The sequence below is a fragment of the Bacillus spongiae genome, assembly GCF_037120725.1.
Lineage (GTDB): Bacteria > Bacillota > Bacilli > Bacillales > Bacillaceae_K > Bacillus_CI > Bacillus_CI spongiae.
This window is the reverse complement of the sequence record NZ_JBBAXC010000005.1, coordinates 93,339-111,995: the sequence shown is the minus strand read 5'-3', so window position 1 is coordinate 111,995 and position 18,657 is coordinate 93,339. Positions and strand designations below refer to the sequence as shown.

Genomic DNA, 18,657 nt, shown 5'->3' with positions numbered 1-18,657 from the left:
TCCGTATAATAGGAAGTTCTATTTTTGTGTAGCGCAAAAAAATGAGCAAATGGTTCTTATAAAGTGTGAACAATCAAATACAATGATACGCTGATAGCTCATTATTTTTGGTCGTTAATCCATAACTGATTAAAATCAACATAGCCAAATGAATCAAATTGAATGTTTTGAATCATCGGATGAAAGGAACGATGCTTGATTGGATGATAAAGGTATAAAAATAAATTTTCTTCTTTTATATAATGTTCTGCTGCATCGACCCATTCATCTCTTACTCTGCCATTTTCAGCTTGTTTCATTTTATTAAAATAGATTTCTAACCGGTCGAGTTGATGGTTTGATAATAGACGGTTAAATAATAACGCTTTATTGAGAAAAGCACCCATAAACGAAAGATGATAGTCTATTGAAGCGACTTCACCGTGAATGATAAGGTCAGCATTTTCTTCAATTTTAGAATCATAATACTCTTCAATTGAAAAAGTGGTGATGTCAATTGTTACGCCTACTTTACTTGCTTCCTTCTTCAACCACTGGGCTTCCTCTACATAGTCTGTTTTGTCAGAAGTGTACAGTGAGAGAGGCTTTCCATTATACCCAGCAGCATGCAATAGTGCTTTAACTGCTTCCTTTTGTAACGATGACTGACTAGATTTCCAATAAAAATAACTGGATGCTTCAAAAAGAACCGAACGACCTAAATCCTCCCAGAGCCGTTTCATGTCAAATAAATGGTACATAGCCATTCGAAAGGAAGGGTGATGGACAATAGATTGTTTCGTAAAGTTAAAGGCTAAAAAGCGAAATCCTACTTCAAGCGATTGCTTTTGGAGGGGGTGTTCTCCTTCTTCGTCTTCAACTTTATACGTAATAGAAGTGGTCGTTTCTAATGGTACACGATAAATTTCAACTCTATCTAATAATGGTCTTGTTAAAAAATAGTCATCGAATGCTTTTAAAGAAAGCAATGAATCCGTACGTTTCTCGAGTTGAAAAGGTCCAGTTCCTATCCATGAATATTCATCAAAAGGTTCATTAATCGGTAAAATGCACAAGTTATGAGAACTAACATACCGAATAAAAAGTGGGTTCGACTGTTTAAGGGTAAAACGTATTGTGTAAGGAGATTCACAAGTGATGCTCTCGATATCCTCAACAAGCCAGAAATGCGGTGAAGAATGGTCACGGAAACGCTCAAATGTATATTTTACGTCTTTACTCGTTAGCACATGGTGGTTATGAAATTTAATGCTCTTCCGTAAGTGAAAAATCCAGGTTCGGTAATCGTTTTCTACTTCCCAATGATGTGCGATATGAGGCTTAACAATGTCTAATTCTTGATTATATGTTACTAAGCGATCTCCCAATTGTTGTAATAAGTATGTCTCAAAGGTAATAGAAGCGTTTAAGGGATCGAGTGTTGTTAATTTTCTCGTCATAATGGTTCGTAGCAAATCAGTTTCAGAATGTGAATGCTGAAACCCGAATAGCTTTTGTACTTCTTTTGAAACATTCATAATCCACGTTTTCGGAATGGGAAGCTGAAATAGTTGAATAATGTCTTCTAGCTGATCATTTGCTACTAATTGAAGGACTTCAGCCTTCACTTCCTCTTGAAAAGGGTGGGAAAAACGAATGATGGATGGATTTCCTCTTCCTTTACCAGGTTGATAGGCGAGCAACGCTTGCTCAGCAAATTGTTTAAGTTTCCTCTTCACATTCTTTTGAGAGCAGTACCATAAAGTCTCCAATTCTTTTAATTTGAATGTAACGTGCTGATCATGCTCTCTCGGATAGAATTTAGCCCTCATCTGCATGTATGTATAGCTCTTCATTATATTTCTCCTTTTACTTCCTGCTGCAAAGTCTAGTTCATTCTATTTAAAAGGGGACATTTATGCATACATTATACCCTTTTTTTCCTTCATTAGAAAAAAGATAATAAAAAGGGAGATATTCAATGCTCTCATATAGCTCTGATAAAAGAAAGAATGGCAAAATACAGATAAAGAGAGTGAAATAGAAGAAAGAGAGGGTGCATGAAATGAATAAGCAATGGAGTGAAGTTGATCATTATATTACGCATCATTTAATTAAAGAGGATGCTACCTTAGAAGAAGTGCTTGAAGCAAATAAAGCAGCGGGGCTTCCAGCAGTAGATGTTGCACCAAATCAAGCCAAATTTCTCTATATACTTGCCCTCATAAAAGGAGCAAAACGAATCCTAGAAATCGGTACACTAGGAGGCTACAGTACAATTTGGCTTGCAAAAGCTCTACCGAAGGATGGGAAGCTTCTGACATTAGAATACAACCCAAAGCATGTAGAGGTAGCAACGGCAAATATAACAAACGCTGGTGTAGCGGACCTTGTTGACATTATAACGGGTCCTGCCCTTGATACACTATCTTCATTATATTACAATGAATCAAGTAAATTTGATTTAATTTTTATCGATGCAGATAAAGAAAATAATGCCGAATATTTAAAATGGGCGATAAAATTATCGAAAAAAGGAACGGTTATTATCGGGGACAATGTTGTTCGAAAAGGAGAGGTAACCAATTCTTCAAGTTCTGATCGTAAAGTTCAAGGAATCCGCCGCTATTATGAAGCCCTAGGACAAACCCCGAATCTCATTTCTACAGCAATTCAAACAGTTGGAGAAAAAGGGTATGATGGTTTTTCTATTGGGGTGGTGAAATAAGGACAATAGAGGAAAATTCCACGATGTAATTTAGTACATAGTAATGTAGATAGGGGAGCTAGTTATGGAAAAAGCAATGATTTTCGACATGGATGGTACATTATTTCAAACACATAAAATTTTAGAAATTTCACTAGAAGATACATTCAATCACTTACGATCTATCGATTTATGGGATTCAGAAACACCAATTAATAAATATAAAAGCATTATGGGTGTTCCTTTACCCGTCGTGTGGGAAACGCTATTACCAAACCATGATAAAAGCATACATAAATATACAGATGAATATTTTCTAGAAAGATTAATAGAAAACATAGAAAGAGGTAAAGGTGCGTTATACCCAAATGTAGCAGAACTATTTAGCTATTTAAAAAATGAAGACTATGCCATTTTTATTGCTAGCAATGGGTTAACAAAGTACCTTCAGGCGATTGTTCGTCATTATGGACTAGATCAATGGGTGACAGAAACATTTAGTATTCAACTAATTGACTCTCTTGATAAAGCAGATTTAGTGAAGCTAATTGTAGAGAAATATGACATAAAGCAGGCTGCAGTTGTTGGAGATAGACTGTCAGATATTCTTGCTGCGAAACGTAATGGATTCAAAGCAGTGGGCTGTCAGTTTGATTTTGCCCAAGCCGATGAACTAGCGCAAGCAGATTTGATCATTGAAGATTTATTGGAGATTCAATCCATTTTAGGAAGCGATAACAAATCGCAGTTACTACCATTGTAGTATGCGCAACCCATATAGGGGTTTATTTAACCATAGCAAAACTCAATTTAGTGAGCTGGATTAATAGTAGTAATTGCCTATAAGAGTAGTCGTTCATGGTTTGTATTCGAAAGATTACCCTTGAAAAAGTCCACCTATATAACTATTTGATACATAAGCAACTTGAGTTCTGATGAATTAGAACTTTGGTTGCTTTTTTCTATTGAAAAATACTCTTTAAAAACGGCAAGATCTTTTACCGTAGCTATTGTACAAGGGCTTTTTGTGGTTTTAATTAATTTAAAAAAAGGTAGCACAAATGACCGATGTGGAGCATATGCTTATAGTGCACCAACGTACTAGTGCACTAGTATCATGGTTTTCTATTGTCAGGGGGGTGTTCAGTGAAGATTAATTTTGATAATCCTACGCCCATTTACGTACAAATCATTGATGAAATGAAAAGAGCTCTTGCTCGAGGTGAACTGAAGCCTGGTGAAAAAATTCCATCACAACGTGAAAGGGCAAAGCTTTCCAAAATTAACCCTAATACGGTTCAACGGGCGTATCGGGAGATGGAGTTGATCGGAATTACAGTGACGAATCGAGGAAAGGGAACCTTTATTACGACAGATTTGACGACCATTCAATCGATACGAAATGAAATGGCGAATGTCGCAAGTCAAACGTTTGTGGAGGAAATGACTTCGCTTGGTTTTCAAGTAGAACAAATCCAACAATACTTTGAGGACTTTCTGAAAATCGAACAAGATAGGGAGGAAGGAAGAAACGATGAATAACGATATTTTACTGGAATTATCGGAAGTAACAAAAAAATATCACTCATTAAATCAAGCGTTAATGGGAATAAATTTACGAATTCAGAAAGGTTTCATTATCGGCTTAATGGGCCCGAATGGCTGCGGGAAATCGACTTTACTCAAAATAATGTCAGGTATTAGTCGTCCAACGTCAGGGGAGGTGCTGATTCAACGAAAGAAGCCCTCGGTTAAAACGAAAGAAATAATCGCTTATTTGTCAGATCAAGATTTCTTTTATTCCTGGATGACGGTAGAGGAAACAATCCATTTTTATAGTAGTTTTTACGCGGATTGGGATAATCGGAAAGCGAACAAACTAATGAGACTTTTCGAATTGAATAATGGTGATAAACTATCCCATTTATCGAAAGGGATGAAAGCTCGTCTAAAAATAGTACTCGTTTTGGCTAGGAAGGCATCCCTTGTATTGCTCGATGAGCCTCTTTCCGGTATTGACCCCCTTTCCAAAAACAAAATTCTCTCTTCCATTATGAATGAATTTCGATTAGAAGAGCAAACGATCATCCTTTCAACTCATGATGTATGGGATGCGGAGTCCCTATTTGACGAAATCATTTTTATGAAAAACGGAAAGGTTATCGTTCATGAGAACACAGAACATTTGCGAAGGCTTTATAAAGGGTCTATTGATGAATTATGGGAGGAGCTGTAAAGCTTGAAATATATTTGTTTATTGAAGAAGGAACTTCGTTTTGTCTTTCCAACAACGCTTATTTTCTCCATATTAATGATAATAGATCACGTATTTGTAAGTAGTAAAATGGGCTCTTGGGACTTGCTTGGTCAAATGATCGGTGCTTTTGTCATCCCTCTTTTACTGATTCCTGTTTGGAGCACCTATTTAATGTATTCTATACTTTCTAATGAATGGAAGCAAAAATCCATCTATATGCTGATGAGCTTCCCAGTAAGAGGGTGGACCATTTTGTCAATAAAGATTGCAGCTATTTTTAGCGCAATGGGGTTCGTTCTTTTAGTAGGAATCGCGAGCGGCTACATTTTCTTTCATGAACAGTTAACTTCTTTACTACCTCATTTATTCTTCATCTCATTCTCTTTCATCGCACTTTTTTCACTAACGCTAGCGGTTATTGTTACTTTCTCCTTTTTGCTAAGCCGTGTAATGAAACATTTCCGATTGGTTACTTTTTTGACAACGTTTCTCGTCAGCGCATGGGGAATGATTGAAGTGACTTTATGGCTATCACCTTTCATTAGCTGGTTGCCTATTCTTACGTGGAATTTACCTGAGGCAGGACCTATTTTATTTCATCTATCAAGCCTCTTGATTTTAGTGCTTTTCAGTGGAGGATTATTTCTATTATGTTGCTTGATCTATGATAAACGAATCGAGGTGGACTAATTGATAAAATCAATGGCTGTTTGGTGTTTGGTCATAATTGTCGGGTATGCTTTCTTTGTTCTGTCCCAAGTTCCTTTTCAAATGGGATTTTTAGGAGGGTTTACAGGAATCAATATAACGATTGCTGCACTGTTACAAGGCATTTTAGTCATTCCTATTATTTATTGGGGGCTAAAGTATTTAAACCTGAATTTTAAAGAGATTGGGTTTACGACGGATAAGTGGAAAGAAGATGTTTTTCTCGCCGTGGTTGTGACGGTTATTCGATCCGTTATCTTTTTTATCTGGATTATTCCATATACAGATCACTCGCGTGTTCTTACAATGTTAGATAATAATTGGCAAAATATTATCTGGATGATTCCATTAGTAAGTATTATTGGCCCTCTGACTGAAGAACTATTTAATCGTGGTTTTTTTATCGGAGGAATTGCTGCTATTTTTCGTGGCTCTAAAATTGCCATCATTGCCGCAGCTCTCTTAGGGGTTTTCGTCTTTTCTGCCGGTCACTTACCAGGTAATACGATTGAATGGATCGGTATTCTGATTCCAAGTATCCTTTACACGGGTCTATTTTTATGTACGAAAAGGCTGACGGCTTCCATCGTGACACATAGCTTATGGAATACGGTTGCGACACTCTATATTTTTTGGATGTATTTGTAACAAATGGTCATACTACTCTTGAATAGCATTTCTATATTTGTGAAATCCTTCTATATGAAAATAGTAACTATCCATATTATTTAAGATTTAATCCTCATTAATCAATTTGTAGTAATGATTTAGTGTAGAGTTGATTTGTTTACAGATCTACTTCTTTTACGAGGACCCCTCTCATGGACTCTTCTCATGATGTAAATTCGTTGTGCGGCTGGGAGAGATCCTGGCTATTTTATTTAATTAATTTAATCTTAAACTTGTGTAACACTAACTTGACCACTATTATTTACTGTCATTTTGTACATTGATCCATTTGGCGAGGTTATATATATCCCGTCAAAACCAACTTCTGAAGGTAATAGCACTTTACCGGTTATGCCATCTACGTCGTTGTTTGTTAATTGAATATTAGAACAAGTAACAGTAACTTGAACTCCATATGAGTTTGATGATTTTAATATAATATTTTCCATAACCTTTAAGTTACTAGATTCAGTCCCGATAAATATCCCACTTCTTGTATTAAGAGTTTCAGTGCCACACTTTTCAATTAGATTATTTCGAATTACCCCTCTATCAATTCTCTCCAGGTTTATTCCTATTCTTTTGGTTTCTTTAACAGTATTACTTATACAATTAAAGTTCTTACTCGATTGTGCATAGACCATTTCAAGAGAAGTAATATCAATATTATTAGCCTTAAAAGTAATATTCTCTGAGTTTCGAACCCACAATGCTCTCGAAGTATCAAAGAAAAAATTCTCACTAATGTTCATTGACTCACAAAAATTAACATAAATTGCTCCGCCTATAGCATTGTTCAAATTTTTGAAAGTATTATTTTTTATTTGTACATTTTTTGTTAAAGCTCTTTCGACTCCATTGATGGATACTGGCGATATATTTCCTATTGTGCCATCGATAATATTATTGTTAATTAGAATAGACTCACTAGCCTGAGAATCATTTGAGGAAGCCGCAACATTGATGGCCCCAAAACAAGATTTAAATAAATTTCCTTCTATTAAAACATCTTTAAACTTTAAAATTCTAAGAGCTCTGTAAGTACAACCATCAAAAGTGTTATATAGGATTTTGATATGATTCGGAAAAATATCTCTAACTGACGCATGATGACCTATTGCACATCCCCATGACATTGTATTTTGTGTTCCACTAGCTCCAAAATAACAATTTCGAACAACAACATCTTTAGTAACAGTATTATCGTGCTCACCAAATGCAGGAAACCCTCCTGCTGTTTGGATGTCAATTTGTATGGCCTCAGAATAATTTCTACTTTGATCTGGTCTATCTCTATAACCTATAAAACTACAATCTTCAATCAAGATATTCTTTGTACCAGATAAATCTAAAGCATGACCTGCATATATATCTTTAATTGTAACCCCCTTAAGTCTAATATTCTCAGCGTGGGACAAACTAAATCCACTGCATTCGAAATTATAATTTATGAGGTTTCCATCAAAAACCCCTCCTTCAATGAAAATGTTCCCTTCCCCGTTGTACCCTTTATACATAGATCCATCTACTCCATTTTGCATAATTGATGCAGTATGAGATCTTAAGATTACGGAACTACTAGATAATTTTAAATATGTGTTCTTATAAATAATCAATTTTCTCGTTACTTTATATCTTCCAGGAGGAAATAGTATATTGACGGACCCTTCAATCTTTGCTAAGTTAAGAGCATTTTGGATTACATCAGTATCATCAGTTACCCCATCACCAACTGCCCCAAAATTTTTAATATTCTTAAAAAATGAATCTTCTAAGACGGATCTCATTTTCATTGTTATTTTTCTCCTCATATTTATATATTTTTTAAATTATATTTGATTTAGATTTTCAATGAGTTACTAAATTTTTTTTTATTCCCTCCCTATTGAATAGTATTTTTTCCTATTCAATATGTTAAGTAGATTGTTCAAAAAGCTTCTAGATATCGATGATTACTAAAATGTAATAGGATGATAATGGGGCGAATAAATTCAACCCTACATAGTGCGGAGTACTAGTGTTTTATATTGTAAGACGCATATAGTTTCATCAGATTGTTAATTTTTGCTGTCTGTATTTTGTTAGAGGAGCCAACTAAAGAACAAAACAATGTATAGGTGAGCATCATGAACTGTAAACAAATGGGTTCATTCTTTCAATCTGTGTAAAGCAAGAGGTAAGCTGTACGGTTATCCAAAAAGGAAGTTATTACTATTGTATATATTAATTGTATTCGGTGAATCCTGTTTAAACACAAATTCTTGTTCAAGAAGATTAAACAATTTTTCTCGTTTAGTTTTTTCACGCAGTCAAAAATAGCCTTGTATTCGTGGTGGATATTTACAATTTAAATCATTTTGATAATTATAAGGTAACGCTACTGTTAAACTTATTTTGAATATTCATCTCCTTCTGCCACTAACTGTTACAAGGCATTTTAGTCATTCCCATTATTTATTGGGGGCTAAAGTATTTAAACCTGAATTTTAAAGAGATTGGGTTTACGACGAATAAGTGGAAAGAAGATGTTTTTCTCGCCGTGGTTGTGACGGTTATTCGATCCGTTATCTTTTTTATCTGGATGATTCCATTAGTAAGTATTATTGGTCCTCTGACTGAAGAACTATTTAATCGTGGTTTTTTTATCGGAGGAATTGCTGCTATTTTTCGTGGCTCTAAAATTGCCATCATTTCCGCAGTTCTCTTAGGGGTTTTCGTATTTTCTGCCGGTCACTTACCAGGTAATACGATTGAATGAATCGGTATTCTGATTCCAAGTATCCTTTACACGGGTCTATATTTATATACGAAAAGGCTGACGGCTTCCATCGTGACACATAGCTTATGGAATACAGTTGCGACACTCTATATTTTTTGGATGTATATATAACATCGTGACAGTGCCTCCAATTCCATTCCGCATTTAGAGTAAATAGCACCTAGTCTACTAGGTGTATCAGTTTGTCTATTATATTATTCTACGTTTGTTTAAAGCTCTTCCTTGTTATATTCACCGTTTATTTACGTAGGAATCCACTTCATGTAGTGAATCATTTGATTCAGAAGTTTTAGAGAGGACTCGCTTTGGTGGTTGTATTTTTTAAGTAGTAATTTTTTGTAATAAGGCTATCACTGAAAAGCAAATGAAATCGAGAACGGTTTGAGCCACAGGAATCTACGTAAAAAATGAGAAAGTGATAAATCCTTACCTTGATCAACGAGTCATTCTTCTAAATGTCGAGTGCTGAAAAAAGAGTAGCGCAGAAATACACAATTATTGTTGTAAATTTTGCGCTACTTACAGCATTCAATTATTGGAATTTTCATTACGTTAGAAAATATAGACTAATATGATTCTTTTCTGAAGCATATCCCTCAAAGAGAAGGTAGTTATGAAATGTTATTGAGGGATGTTTCTTTGAGGAGTTGTCATATAACTTTTCAGCATTAGCGACATATCCTGTTCGTTTAGTTGAGGAACCTGATAAAAGCCGTTCTTATTTTGGTAAAGGAAAATTTCATAGCTCATTTCAATAAAATTAGGGACATTGTATGTTACGGCTCGACGTATTCCAGGGTTGGTCATCTCGAGAGCAGTCATAGCAAAGAGAGAGGCTAAAGCCTTCGTGTGACCAAGCATGTAAGAAGAAAGTCCTTTGTCTGTAAGGTCATTGACCGATTGATTCGGTTTTTTCGGTGCGTTCGGCTTTATACCATATGTGGTGGTATGGGACTGGGACATAGTATAGGTTTTCATTGGAATGTTAGGCTCGTGCCCTGTTTGAAAAATCTCGACTATCGTATTATACATTGCTGTAACGAATGCTGATTGACGAATTAGGATTTCTTTTAGTTCAGGGTCCTTAATATGTTGGTCGTATAGCTGGTATTGATCAAGCATGTTGATAATCCCCGATAATATTTCATGAACGTCGAAGAGTTCATGTCCACCATGGTTTTTGTTCTGAAGTTGATTGAACACGTTTGGTGGTACTTGAGTACCGGGTTGTGGTGGTAGGTTGGATGGTCCTTGATTGTGCATAAATTATCCCTCCTATAGATAAATACATAATATTTTTCAATCAAAATGACTTAATACTCTCTAGCATGTCCGAATACAATTAGAAGAAGTCAATTTTAAGGTGGTCAAACATGAATATATTTATAGGCTACGTTATTTTAGGGTTGTCTCTGTCAGCACCAATGGGTCCAATTAATGCTGCTCAATTGGATAAGGGAATTCGATTTGGTTTCTTTCATGCCTGGCTTGTGGGAGTAGGTGGCATGGTAGCAGATGCAATCTTTATGCTCCTTATCTATTTTGGAATTGCTCAATTTGTTGATACGCCCGCTATTAAATTATTTTTGTGGCTATTTGGTTTTTTTGTATTAACCTATACAGGAATCGAAAGCATCTTAAAATCTGGAACACACACATCATTTTCTCGCCAAACACAAGACGAAACGAAAAGGAAAGCATTTCGTACAGGCTTCTTTATGGCAATTTCCAATCCATTAAGTATTTTGTTTTGGCTCGGAATTTATGGATCTATTTTAGCTCAAACATCTAGTTCTTATGAAAACAAGTACCTATTCTTGTATAGTATGGGGATATTTCTTGGAATCACGCTTTGGGATTTGTCGATGGCAGGTGTTGCCACTGGTGTAAGAAAATTTTTGAGTCCCCTAGCCTTGCGCCTAATCTCCATCATTTCCGGTATCATCTTAATTGGGTTTGGTATTTATTTCAGTGTTCAAGCGTGCAAGCTATTGTTCAATTAGACAGACACCCACTCTGCCTCCTCCTAATAGGATAAATGTGTAATCTTTAGGAGGGATTGACTTCATGTTGTGTTCAAATAGTTGGATCGAGCAAAATATGGAAAAACTAACAAATTGGCAACAATCAGCCTATAATCACTTCTCGGAAATAATGTGTGATGAGCTGCATCATTATCCATGTATACCTGGAAAACAAGCCTTTGATAAAGGCACCTTGCGATTTGGTTTTGCACAAGATCCTAGAAGTAATACGGCATCTGAAGAGCTTGCTGACCTGCTAAAACAGTACGGAGAAATTTCAAGGGACACAGGGAAGTATGCATCGCTTGTAGTTTTTTTTAATTCTGAAAACATTCCTGAACAAAACGATGGCATTGAAATGTATCAACAAATCTTCTGGAGTGTCTTAAATCGCGTACATGAATTGGATGAAACAAGTTGGCCAGAAGGGATAGCGAAGGATCCTTATGATCATACTTGGGAGTTTTGTTTCGATGGGGAACCATATTTTGCTTTTTGTGCAACCCCTGCTCATAGAGTTAGACAGAGTCGTCACTTTCCTTATTTTCTTATTGCCTTTCAACCTCGATGGGTGTTTGATGATATCAATTCTTCAACAGTTTTTGGCAAGAAGTTAAAGAAAGTGATAAGGGAACGGCTTATTGAGTATGATGAAGCGGAGCCTCATCCAAGTTTGAAATGGTATGGGCAGGAAGACAATTATGAATGGAAACAGTATTTTCTTACCGATGATGATTCTTCTCCTAGCAAGTGTCCATTTCAAAATATGCACGATAAAATCAAGAGTTAAAGGGTTGAAGCTTTAACTCTTTTTTCTATTGTCTTAGAAATTAAACGCCTATACTCGCTGGATGTCCACTAAAGGACTCAACAGTCCTCGTTATGTTAGCCTTTCTTTAAGGAAGGTGGCAAGTGCAATCAGGGTGATAAACCCTATGCTTACAAACAAACCAATCCGACTAACATGATCAACAAGTGTCCCACTTATCGCCAGTAGGATAAATAAGAAGGCTACAGCTATTTGTAGACGGTCCGAAGCAGTTTTGTTCATGAGCTTTTGAAAGGAAGCGAGAATGATTATCCACGTATATAAAAGCATAAGCCCTGCTGCTGTGGTGACATATTCAAAAAGCTTATCGGGCATTTGCATAGCAAAGATAATAGATGCTATAGCACCTATAGTCGTTAACATGAAAGCAGGCAAGGGGACCTTCATTTTCCCCTTTTTCGCAAATAACTTTGGCGCATCTCCTTCTTCTGCTAATGTGACAAGCATCGTAGTGACAGCGTATAACGATGCGACCATTGTCGAGAACCCTGCAATAATGAGCACAGAATTAAATAGATGAGGGGCTAGGGGAAGATCATATTGGTTAAGCGCCGTTAAAAATGGACTTTCATCTGAATGGATCTTGTTTAACGGAACAAGCTTTAATACGAGATAAAAAGATATTAAGTATAGAACAGTTAAAGTAAGAAGCATAATATTACCAGATTTTGGAGCGTCCTTTGGATTCTTTAGTTCCTGTGCCATCAAACCCATCACTTCAATTCCTCCAAACCCATAGAAGGCAAAGAGAAGAGCAATCCATAGCCCTTTTACATCATTTGGGAGCATTTCGTTTAAAGGAGAATGTGTATCGTGAAAGGCAACCCCTTTCCCTAGCCATCCAAGCATCGCTGCAGTGGCAATTAAAACAAACATAACAATGGCTGCTATCTTCATGATGCCAAATATGTTTTCCATCCTTTCAACTTTCTGTACACCGAACAGAATAATTAATAAGCCAAGACCAGCGAATACCGCCGTTAAAATCCACATTGGAATGAAAGGAAACCAGAACTGTGCGAAGAGAGCGAGTGCAGTTAATTGACTTCCCATAATTAACATTTCTGCTGACCAATAGATCCAACCAGTACTAAACCCTGCCCATGAACCGAAAGCATTTTTTGCATATGTACGGAACGATCCTTTCTCGGGGTGGTGAGAAGTTAATTTGGCAAGAGCATGGAATACAATCCATGTTCCAATCCCAGCGACAAAATAAGCAATAAGAATGGAAGGCCCTGCTTTTTGAATCGGAATGGCTGAGCCTAAAAAGTATCCAGTCCCAATAATACACCCTACTCCAATGAAAGCGAGTTGCCACCACGATAGCTTTTTCTCATTTGTACTCATTACACCTTCACCTCACTGTACTTCTTTCTAGTCTGACTAGGATCTTCGTAGATTATGTGAAAAGGGCATGATTTCGTTCGGGAAGGATAAAGTAAGGAAAACGTGAGACGAAGGAGACGGAATGTTAATGAAAATTCAGCCTAATTGTTGGAGTGAACACGAAGAGTTAAAAATGGTCATGGTGTGCTCTCCATCTATTCTCAATATTCCCAACCAAAAAACGGCTGATTATGTTGGGTGGGAAAAACCTGTTAACCAAAAACGAGCTCAAGAGAATCATGAATATATGATTAAAGCGATGGAAGAGAATGGTGTAACGGTCGTGAATTATTCAGAGTACCTTACGGGTGAGGATGCAGTACTAAGCCAACAGCTAATCAACAGAGTATTTGTGCGGGATTTAGCGTGTGTGTATGGAAATATCGTCATACCTGGGGATGCGGGAACGTCAATGAGAGCTCCAGAATACATACACAGTCATCAATTATTTCAATTGTGGTTTGGCGATGAATCCTATTCAATTCGAGCAAATAACGACATAAAGGCATTTGAAAATGGTGATGTATTCGTATTGAACAAAGAGGCAATCTTTATAAATACAGGAATGAGAACAAGTATTGAAAGCATAGAAAAGATAAAAAGCAAAATCTTTCAAGCTGGTTTTTCGGAAATTGGCATTATTGATTTACCTCGAACACAAGAAACGATGCATCTTGACATGAACTGTAATGTAGTCGGAGCCGACATCCTTATGGCCAAAAGCTATATGAGGCTTTTTCCAGTCCAAGTCGTTACGGAAAGAGGTGGTCGATACGTGATGATGGACGAGTTTATTAAAAGACATGGTTTTGAAATTGTATGGACAAATGATGTAAAGCATACGGTTGCTGATATTAATTTTTTGAACGTAGACCCTGAGACCCTATTAATCAGCACGAAAGCGAATAAGAAGTTATGGAAAGATCATCCGAAACTGAAACGGAAAAAACTAATTGAAATAGATGTGAATGAAATTGAGAAAGGGGGAGGCGGAATTCGCTGTATGACACTTCCTCTTGTACGCAGATCTTAGTAGCAAGTTTTATTAGGTATTTTTAGCTTTCAATATGAAGCTAAGCTAAATCCCTTCTGGATGGAAATTAGCTATATTATTAATGAGTTAGAATACATAATTTCAGCAATGTTGGATGTATGCCAGCTCATTTTGATCACCTATTCAATTCTTTCTAATGAATGAAAGAAAAAATCCATCTATATGCTGCAGTGGGCTTCACTGTTAAAGGGTAATTATTTTGTTAATAAAGGTTGCAGCTATTTTTATCGCAATGGGGTTTTTTCTTTTAGTAGAAATGGAAAGCGGGGGGCTTAATTATTTAAGCCTGAATGATAAAAAGATTGGGATGATGACAAATAAGTAGAAAAATGATAATTACTCGTCGTGTTTGTCGCGGTAATGTTGCTTTGCTATAACTCGACCAACATGTTCTCGAATAAGCCTTATAGGATAAAAAAAGAGGCTGGGACAGAAGTATTCCAGCCAAAGGAAAAACCGAACTATAATGAAAAACTCTAAAATAGAGTTCCATTATAGTTCGGTTTTTTTAATTATAATTCTTGTTATTTAAGAAATTATTCGGCTTAGAGAATGGTACATTTAGTTTTGTCTCAGCCACAAGGTATAATGTTAATAATACTCATTGGGTTAAAAAATACTATCCATCTCAATTCCTATTAGATAAGGCTCTTCTGGTGTACCGCTTACATATTCAACTTTGAAAAAATAATCTTCGCCTTCTCTAAAGATAATATCTTTCATTTCTTGAATTGAACCACCTTCTCTATAAGTCATACTTCCACGTAAATTCATATTCCTATCATACACGGTGAGAGAATAAGAGAATTCATTCAATTTCATTTTTATATTTCCTATACCAAACGTTTTATCTCCATTAAAGTTCATTTCTACTCTGAACCAATCTGTATCATCTGTATCTTCGTTAAATGAACCTATGATATATCCTCTAAACCAATCATCTTCTTCGTTTACCCAAAATTGAGCTGTATCTGCCGTGGCTTGTGTGTCATTAGGCTCATCCTCAACAGAGAAATCAGAATTAGCAAGCGCGGCACCACCCGTCAGACTAGACAACATGATAAAAGTCAAAAAGCATAGAAACAATTTCTTTTTCATGATAAAAACCTCCTATGTATTAGATTCATAAATATTTTACCATAATCTCTCAAAATATAAATATATTTCCTTTTAATATATATATTTTAATGATAGAAAACAAAGTTCTTTCAGCTCAATACAAATGTAAGGGAATTATGTATTGATTAGAAGAAGTAAACTAGCATTTCCAACAGAATGGAATAGAAGGAAACTCAAACTGTAAAAATTGAATAATCTGAATATTCCTTGAATAATATAGTGGAGTGTGTATACTAATAATTAAGTAACATACCAACCGGTCAGTTAGTGATTTGGATTAGAGGAGGATGGAGATGGATTTTTCTTATTCTGAGAAAGTAGTAACCTTGCAGAAGAAATTGACTCGATTTATGGAAGAACATATTTATCCGAATGAACAACTCTATGAGGAACAATTAAGTCAGCAAGAAAGCAGGTGGTCACAAGTACCACCAATGATGGAATCGTGGAAAAAGAAAGCAAAAGAACAAGGCTTATGGAACTTGTTTTTACCTGACAGTGAGTATGGAGCAGGCCTCACGAATACGGAATATGCACCTCTTTGTGAAATTATGGGACGTTCCCTTATTGCACCAGAGGTATTTAATTGTAATGCACCTGACACAGGGAATATGGAAGTGCTCGTTCGGTACGGAACACCAGAGCAAAAAAAGCAATGGTTAACACCCTTATTAAATGGGGAGATTCGCTCTTGTTTTTCGATGACCGAACCGCAGGTTGCTTCGTCAGACGCGACCAACATTGAAGCGGATATCGTGTTAGATGGAGATGAGTATGTCATTAATGGACATAAGTGGTGGACATCAGGGGCAGGAGATCCTCGATGTAGATTTGCCATTGTGATGGGAAAATCCAATCGAAATGCTCGAAAACATGAGCAACAATCGATGATTATCGTTCCATTAGATACTCAAGGAGTCACAATTAAACGTATGCTACCAGTCTTCGGGTATGACCATGCTCCTCATGGACATGCAGAAATTACATACACAAACGTTCGTGTTCCTAAAGAAAATATAATTTGGGGTGAAGGGAAAGGGTTTGCCATTGCACAAGGTCGTTTAGGACCAGGACGAATCCACCATTGTATGCGGTTAATTGGGGCAGCAGAGTACGCACTTGAAATTTTATGTAAGCGCGTTCAAGAAAGAAGTGCATTCGGTAAATCATTAGCAAATCAAGGTGTCATTAAAGAGTGGATAGCCGATTCCCGAATCGAGATTGAGCAAGCGAGACTGTTAACACTTAAGGCAGCCTACAAAATGGACAAGTACGGGAATAAAGAGGCCAAACCAGAGATAGCCATGATTAAAGTGGTGGCCCCTTCCATGGCATTACGAGTTCTTGATCGTGCTATACAAGGGCTTGGTGCGGCTGGTGTGTCAGATGACTTTCCATTGGCAGCTCAATGGGCAAATGCGCGCACATTACGGTTAGCAGATGGACCGGATGAAGTTCACCGAGCACAACTAGCCAAGCTCGAGCTTCAAAAGCATCTAGTACAAACGGAAGTAGAGACTGTGTGAGTTTTTTCGAAAGTACATTCTATATAGAAAGTGAGAGGGAAGCATGAATGCATTATCTTTATTTGATTTAACAGGAAAAACAGCTATTGTTACAGGAGGCGGACGTGGTTTAGGTGAGCAAATTGCAGAAGGGTTAGCAGAAGCAGGTGCAAATATTGTTCTCTGTTCTCGTAAGGTTGAAGCTTGCGAAGCGGTAGCGAAACGATTGGAGAAATTAGGTGTTGAAACATTAGCACTCCCATGCAATATAGCCAATCAAGCCGATGTGGATTTTGTCGTCGCCGAAACAGTGAACAAATTTGGGCGAATTGATATTTTAGTAAACAATAGCGGAGCTACTTGGGGAGCTCCCGTTACAGAAATGCCGCTCGCGGCTTGGCAGAAGGTGATCGACGTCAATGTCACGGGAACGTTCTTGATGAGTCAAGCAGTTGGAAAAGTCATGATCGAGAAAAAGGAAGGGAAAATCATTAATATTGCGTCTGTTGCAGGGTTAGGCGGGACAGACCCGAGGGTAATGGATACGATTGCTTATAATACGAGTAAAGGAGCGGTCATCACATTTACAAAGGATTTAGCGGCAAAATGGGGGAAATACAACATTAATGTAAATGCGATAGCTCCGGGCTTTTTCCCTACGAAAATGTCAAAAGTGATCATGGAACATGGAAAAAATCCAATTTTAAATAGTACCCCACTCCGTCGCTTCGGAGATGAAGATGATCTAAAAGGGGTGGCTGTATTCTTGGCGTCGAAAGCATCGAGCTATATGACGGGAGATATCGTCGTTGTAGATGGAGGAACCCATGCGTTGTAGCCGGCATTAAAACCATTAATAATTTGGGAGGGAAACACGTGAGATTGCAAAATAAGGTTGCGATTGTAACGGGTGGAAGCAAAGGGATCGGTCGAGAGACAGCTTTGGCATTTGCATTAGAAGGTGCAAAGGTTGTAATAGCGGATATTGATGCTGACGCAGGAGTAAAAACCATGCAGGATATTCGGGAAAGCGGCGGAAATGCATTGTTTTTACAAACAGATGTTTCACAACCCATAGATGTAAAGAAAATGGTTGAAGAAACGGTCAAACAGTATGGTTTTATTAGTATTTTGTTTAATAATGCCGGCATTGCTCATTCGATGATTAATAGCATGGAAATGAGTGAAGAAGAGTGGGACAAGGTCATTGACATTAATCTGAAAGGGGTCTTTCTTGGAACGAAATATGCTGTACCCGAAATGGTGAAAACAGGTGGAGGCTCGATTATTAATACGGCAAGCATTTTAGGGTTGAAGGGACAAAAATACTTATCGGCCTATAATGCTTCTAAAGGAGGAGTGATTTTATTTACAAAAAATGCTGCACTTGAATATGGAAAGGATAATATTCGTGTGAATGCCATTGCACCTGGGTTAATTGATACAGATATCGTCGGTGACTGGAAGAAAGATCAACGTCTCTGGGAAAAAATTTCAACATCTAATGCACTTGGTCGAGAAGGGAAGCCGCAGGAAGTAGCCAAGGGAGTTTTATTTTTAGCATCGGATGAATCGTCCTATATTACCGGTTCTACACTTTCAATTGATGGTGGTAGTCTCACTTTTTAAAAATGGAGG

At 37.0% G+C, this 18,657-nt stretch carries 18 protein-coding genes and 1 pseudogene; 14 read left to right on the top strand and 5 right to left on the bottom strand.

Annotated elements, in window-relative coordinates:
- Window positions 1–101: 101 nt before the first annotated feature.
- On the bottom strand, window positions 102–1,835 hold the full coding sequence (locus tag WAK64_RS07745; protein ID WP_336586392.1) for an SgrR family transcriptional regulator: 1,734 nt from the start codon (window positions 1,833–1,835) through the stop codon (window positions 102–104).
- A 209-nt stretch (window positions 1,836–2,044) separates the two neighbouring features.
- Here WAK64_RS07745 and WAK64_RS07740 point away from each other — a divergent pair, with 209 nt between their 5' ends.
- From WAK64_RS07740 to WAK64_RS07715, 6 genes are all read left to right on the top strand, one after another.
- Window positions 2,045–2,707: an O-methyltransferase gene (locus WAK64_RS07740; protein ID WP_336586391.1), complete on the top strand. Its 663-nt coding sequence runs from the start codon at window positions 2,045–2,047 to the stop codon at window positions 2,705–2,707.
- 64 nt (window positions 2,708–2,771) lie between these two features.
- On the top strand, window positions 2,772–3,449 hold the full coding sequence (locus WAK64_RS07735) for an HAD family hydrolase (RefSeq protein ID WP_336586390.1): 678 nt from the start codon (window positions 2,772–2,774) through the stop codon (window positions 3,447–3,449).
- Window positions 3,450–3,832: 383 nt separating this feature from the next.
- A complete protein-coding gene (locus tag WAK64_RS07730; RefSeq protein ID WP_336586389.1) occupies window positions 3,833–4,228 on the top strand; it encodes a GntR family transcriptional regulator in 396 nt (131 codons plus the stop codon).
- A complete protein-coding gene (locus WAK64_RS07725) occupies window positions 4,221–4,922 on the top strand; it encodes an ABC transporter ATP-binding protein (RefSeq protein WP_336586388.1) in 702 nt (233 codons plus the stop codon). The genes WAK64_RS07730 and WAK64_RS07725 overlap by 8 nt, the downstream gene beginning before the upstream one ends.
- 3 nt (window positions 4,923–4,925) lie before the next feature.
- The gene (locus WAK64_RS07720; protein WP_336586387.1) at window positions 4,926–5,633 is read left to right on the top strand and encodes a hypothetical protein; all 708 of its coding nucleotides are present in this window, start codon (window positions 4,926–4,928) and stop codon (window positions 5,631–5,633) included.
- Entirely contained in the window at window positions 5,634–6,299 is a 666-nt protein-coding gene (locus WAK64_RS07715; RefSeq protein ID WP_336586386.1) for a CPBP family intramembrane glutamic endopeptidase, read from the top strand. It abuts the gene before it with no gap.
- 248 nt (window positions 6,300–6,547) lie between these two features.
- Here the strand turns inward: WAK64_RS07715 and WAK64_RS07710 are convergent, their stop codons facing one another.
- Window positions 6,548–8,113: a right-handed parallel beta-helix repeat-containing protein gene (locus tag WAK64_RS07710; protein WP_336586385.1), complete on the bottom strand. Its 1,566-nt coding sequence runs from the start codon at window positions 8,111–8,113 to the stop codon at window positions 6,548–6,550.
- Between the two features lie 788 nt (window positions 8,114–8,901).
- On the opposite strand from WAK64_RS07710, the pseudogene WAK64_RS07705 reads away from it, so the two are divergent.
- Window positions 8,902–9,210, top strand: a pseudogene (locus tag WAK64_RS07705) (CPBP family intramembrane glutamic endopeptidase).
- A gap of 510 nt (window positions 9,211–9,720) precedes the next feature.
- On the opposite strand, the gene WAK64_RS07700 reads toward WAK64_RS07705, so the two are convergent.
- The gene (locus WAK64_RS07700; protein ID WP_336586384.1) at window positions 9,721–10,362 is read right to left on the bottom strand and encodes a spore coat protein; all 642 of its coding nucleotides are present in this window, start codon (window positions 10,360–10,362) and stop codon (window positions 9,721–9,723) included.
- Between the two features lie 110 nt (window positions 10,363–10,472).
- On the opposite strand from WAK64_RS07700, the gene WAK64_RS07695 reads away from it, so the two are divergent.
- Both WAK64_RS07695 and WAK64_RS07690 read left to right on the top strand, forming a co-directional pair.
- Window positions 10,473–11,102, top strand: a complete 630-nt coding sequence (locus tag WAK64_RS07695; RefSeq protein ID WP_336586383.1) for a LysE family transporter — start codon at window positions 10,473–10,475, stop codon at window positions 11,100–11,102.
- A 64-nt stretch (window positions 11,103–11,166) separates the two neighbouring features.
- Window positions 11,167–11,913 carry a YqcI/YcgG family protein gene (locus WAK64_RS07690; RefSeq protein ID WP_336586382.1) on the top strand — a complete coding sequence of 249 codons (747 nt, stop codon included), beginning with the start codon at window positions 11,167–11,169 and terminating at the stop codon, window positions 11,911–11,913.
- Window positions 11,914–12,003: 90 nt separating this feature from the next.
- Here WAK64_RS07690 and WAK64_RS07685 read toward each other — a convergent pair whose 3' ends face one another.
- Entirely contained in the window at window positions 12,004–13,302 is a 1,299-nt protein-coding gene (locus WAK64_RS07685; RefSeq protein WP_336586381.1) for an amino acid permease, read from the bottom strand.
- A gap of 121 nt (window positions 13,303–13,423) precedes the next feature.
- Here WAK64_RS07685 and WAK64_RS07680 point away from each other — a divergent pair, with 121 nt between their 5' ends.
- A complete protein-coding gene (locus WAK64_RS07680; protein ID WP_336586380.1) occupies window positions 13,424–14,374 on the top strand; it encodes an arginine deiminase family protein in 951 nt (316 codons plus the stop codon).
- Window positions 14,375–14,594: 220 nt separating this feature from the next.
- Window positions 14,595–14,720, top strand: a complete 126-nt coding sequence (locus WAK64_RS07675) for a hypothetical protein (protein ID WP_336586379.1) — start codon at window positions 14,595–14,597, stop codon at window positions 14,718–14,720.
- A 284-nt stretch (window positions 14,721–15,004) separates the two neighbouring features.
- Here WAK64_RS07675 and WAK64_RS07670 read toward each other — a convergent pair whose 3' ends face one another.
- The gene (locus WAK64_RS07670; protein WP_336586378.1) at window positions 15,005–15,493 is read right to left on the bottom strand and encodes a hypothetical protein; all 489 of its coding nucleotides are present in this window, start codon (window positions 15,491–15,493) and stop codon (window positions 15,005–15,007) included.
- A gap of 314 nt (window positions 15,494–15,807) precedes the next feature.
- On the opposite strand from WAK64_RS07670, the gene WAK64_RS07665 reads away from it, so the two are divergent.
- Genes WAK64_RS07665 through WAK64_RS07655 form a run of 3 tightly spaced genes read left to right on the top strand, consistent with a single transcriptional unit; the run spans window position 15,808 to window position 18,648 of the window.
- Window positions 15,808–17,040: an acyl-CoA dehydrogenase family protein gene (locus WAK64_RS07665; RefSeq protein WP_336586377.1), complete on the top strand. Its 1,233-nt coding sequence runs from the start codon at window positions 15,808–15,810 to the stop codon at window positions 17,038–17,040.
- Window positions 17,041–17,083: 43 nt separating this feature from the next.
- Window positions 17,084–17,857, top strand: a complete 774-nt coding sequence (locus WAK64_RS07660; protein WP_336586376.1) for an SDR family oxidoreductase — start codon at window positions 17,084–17,086, stop codon at window positions 17,855–17,857.
- 38 nt (window positions 17,858–17,895) lie between these two features.
- On the top strand, window positions 17,896–18,648 hold the full coding sequence (locus tag WAK64_RS07655) for an SDR family NAD(P)-dependent oxidoreductase (protein ID WP_336586375.1): 753 nt from the start codon (window positions 17,896–17,898) through the stop codon (window positions 18,646–18,648).
- The last annotated feature ends 9 nt before the right edge of the window (window positions 18,649–18,657 follow it).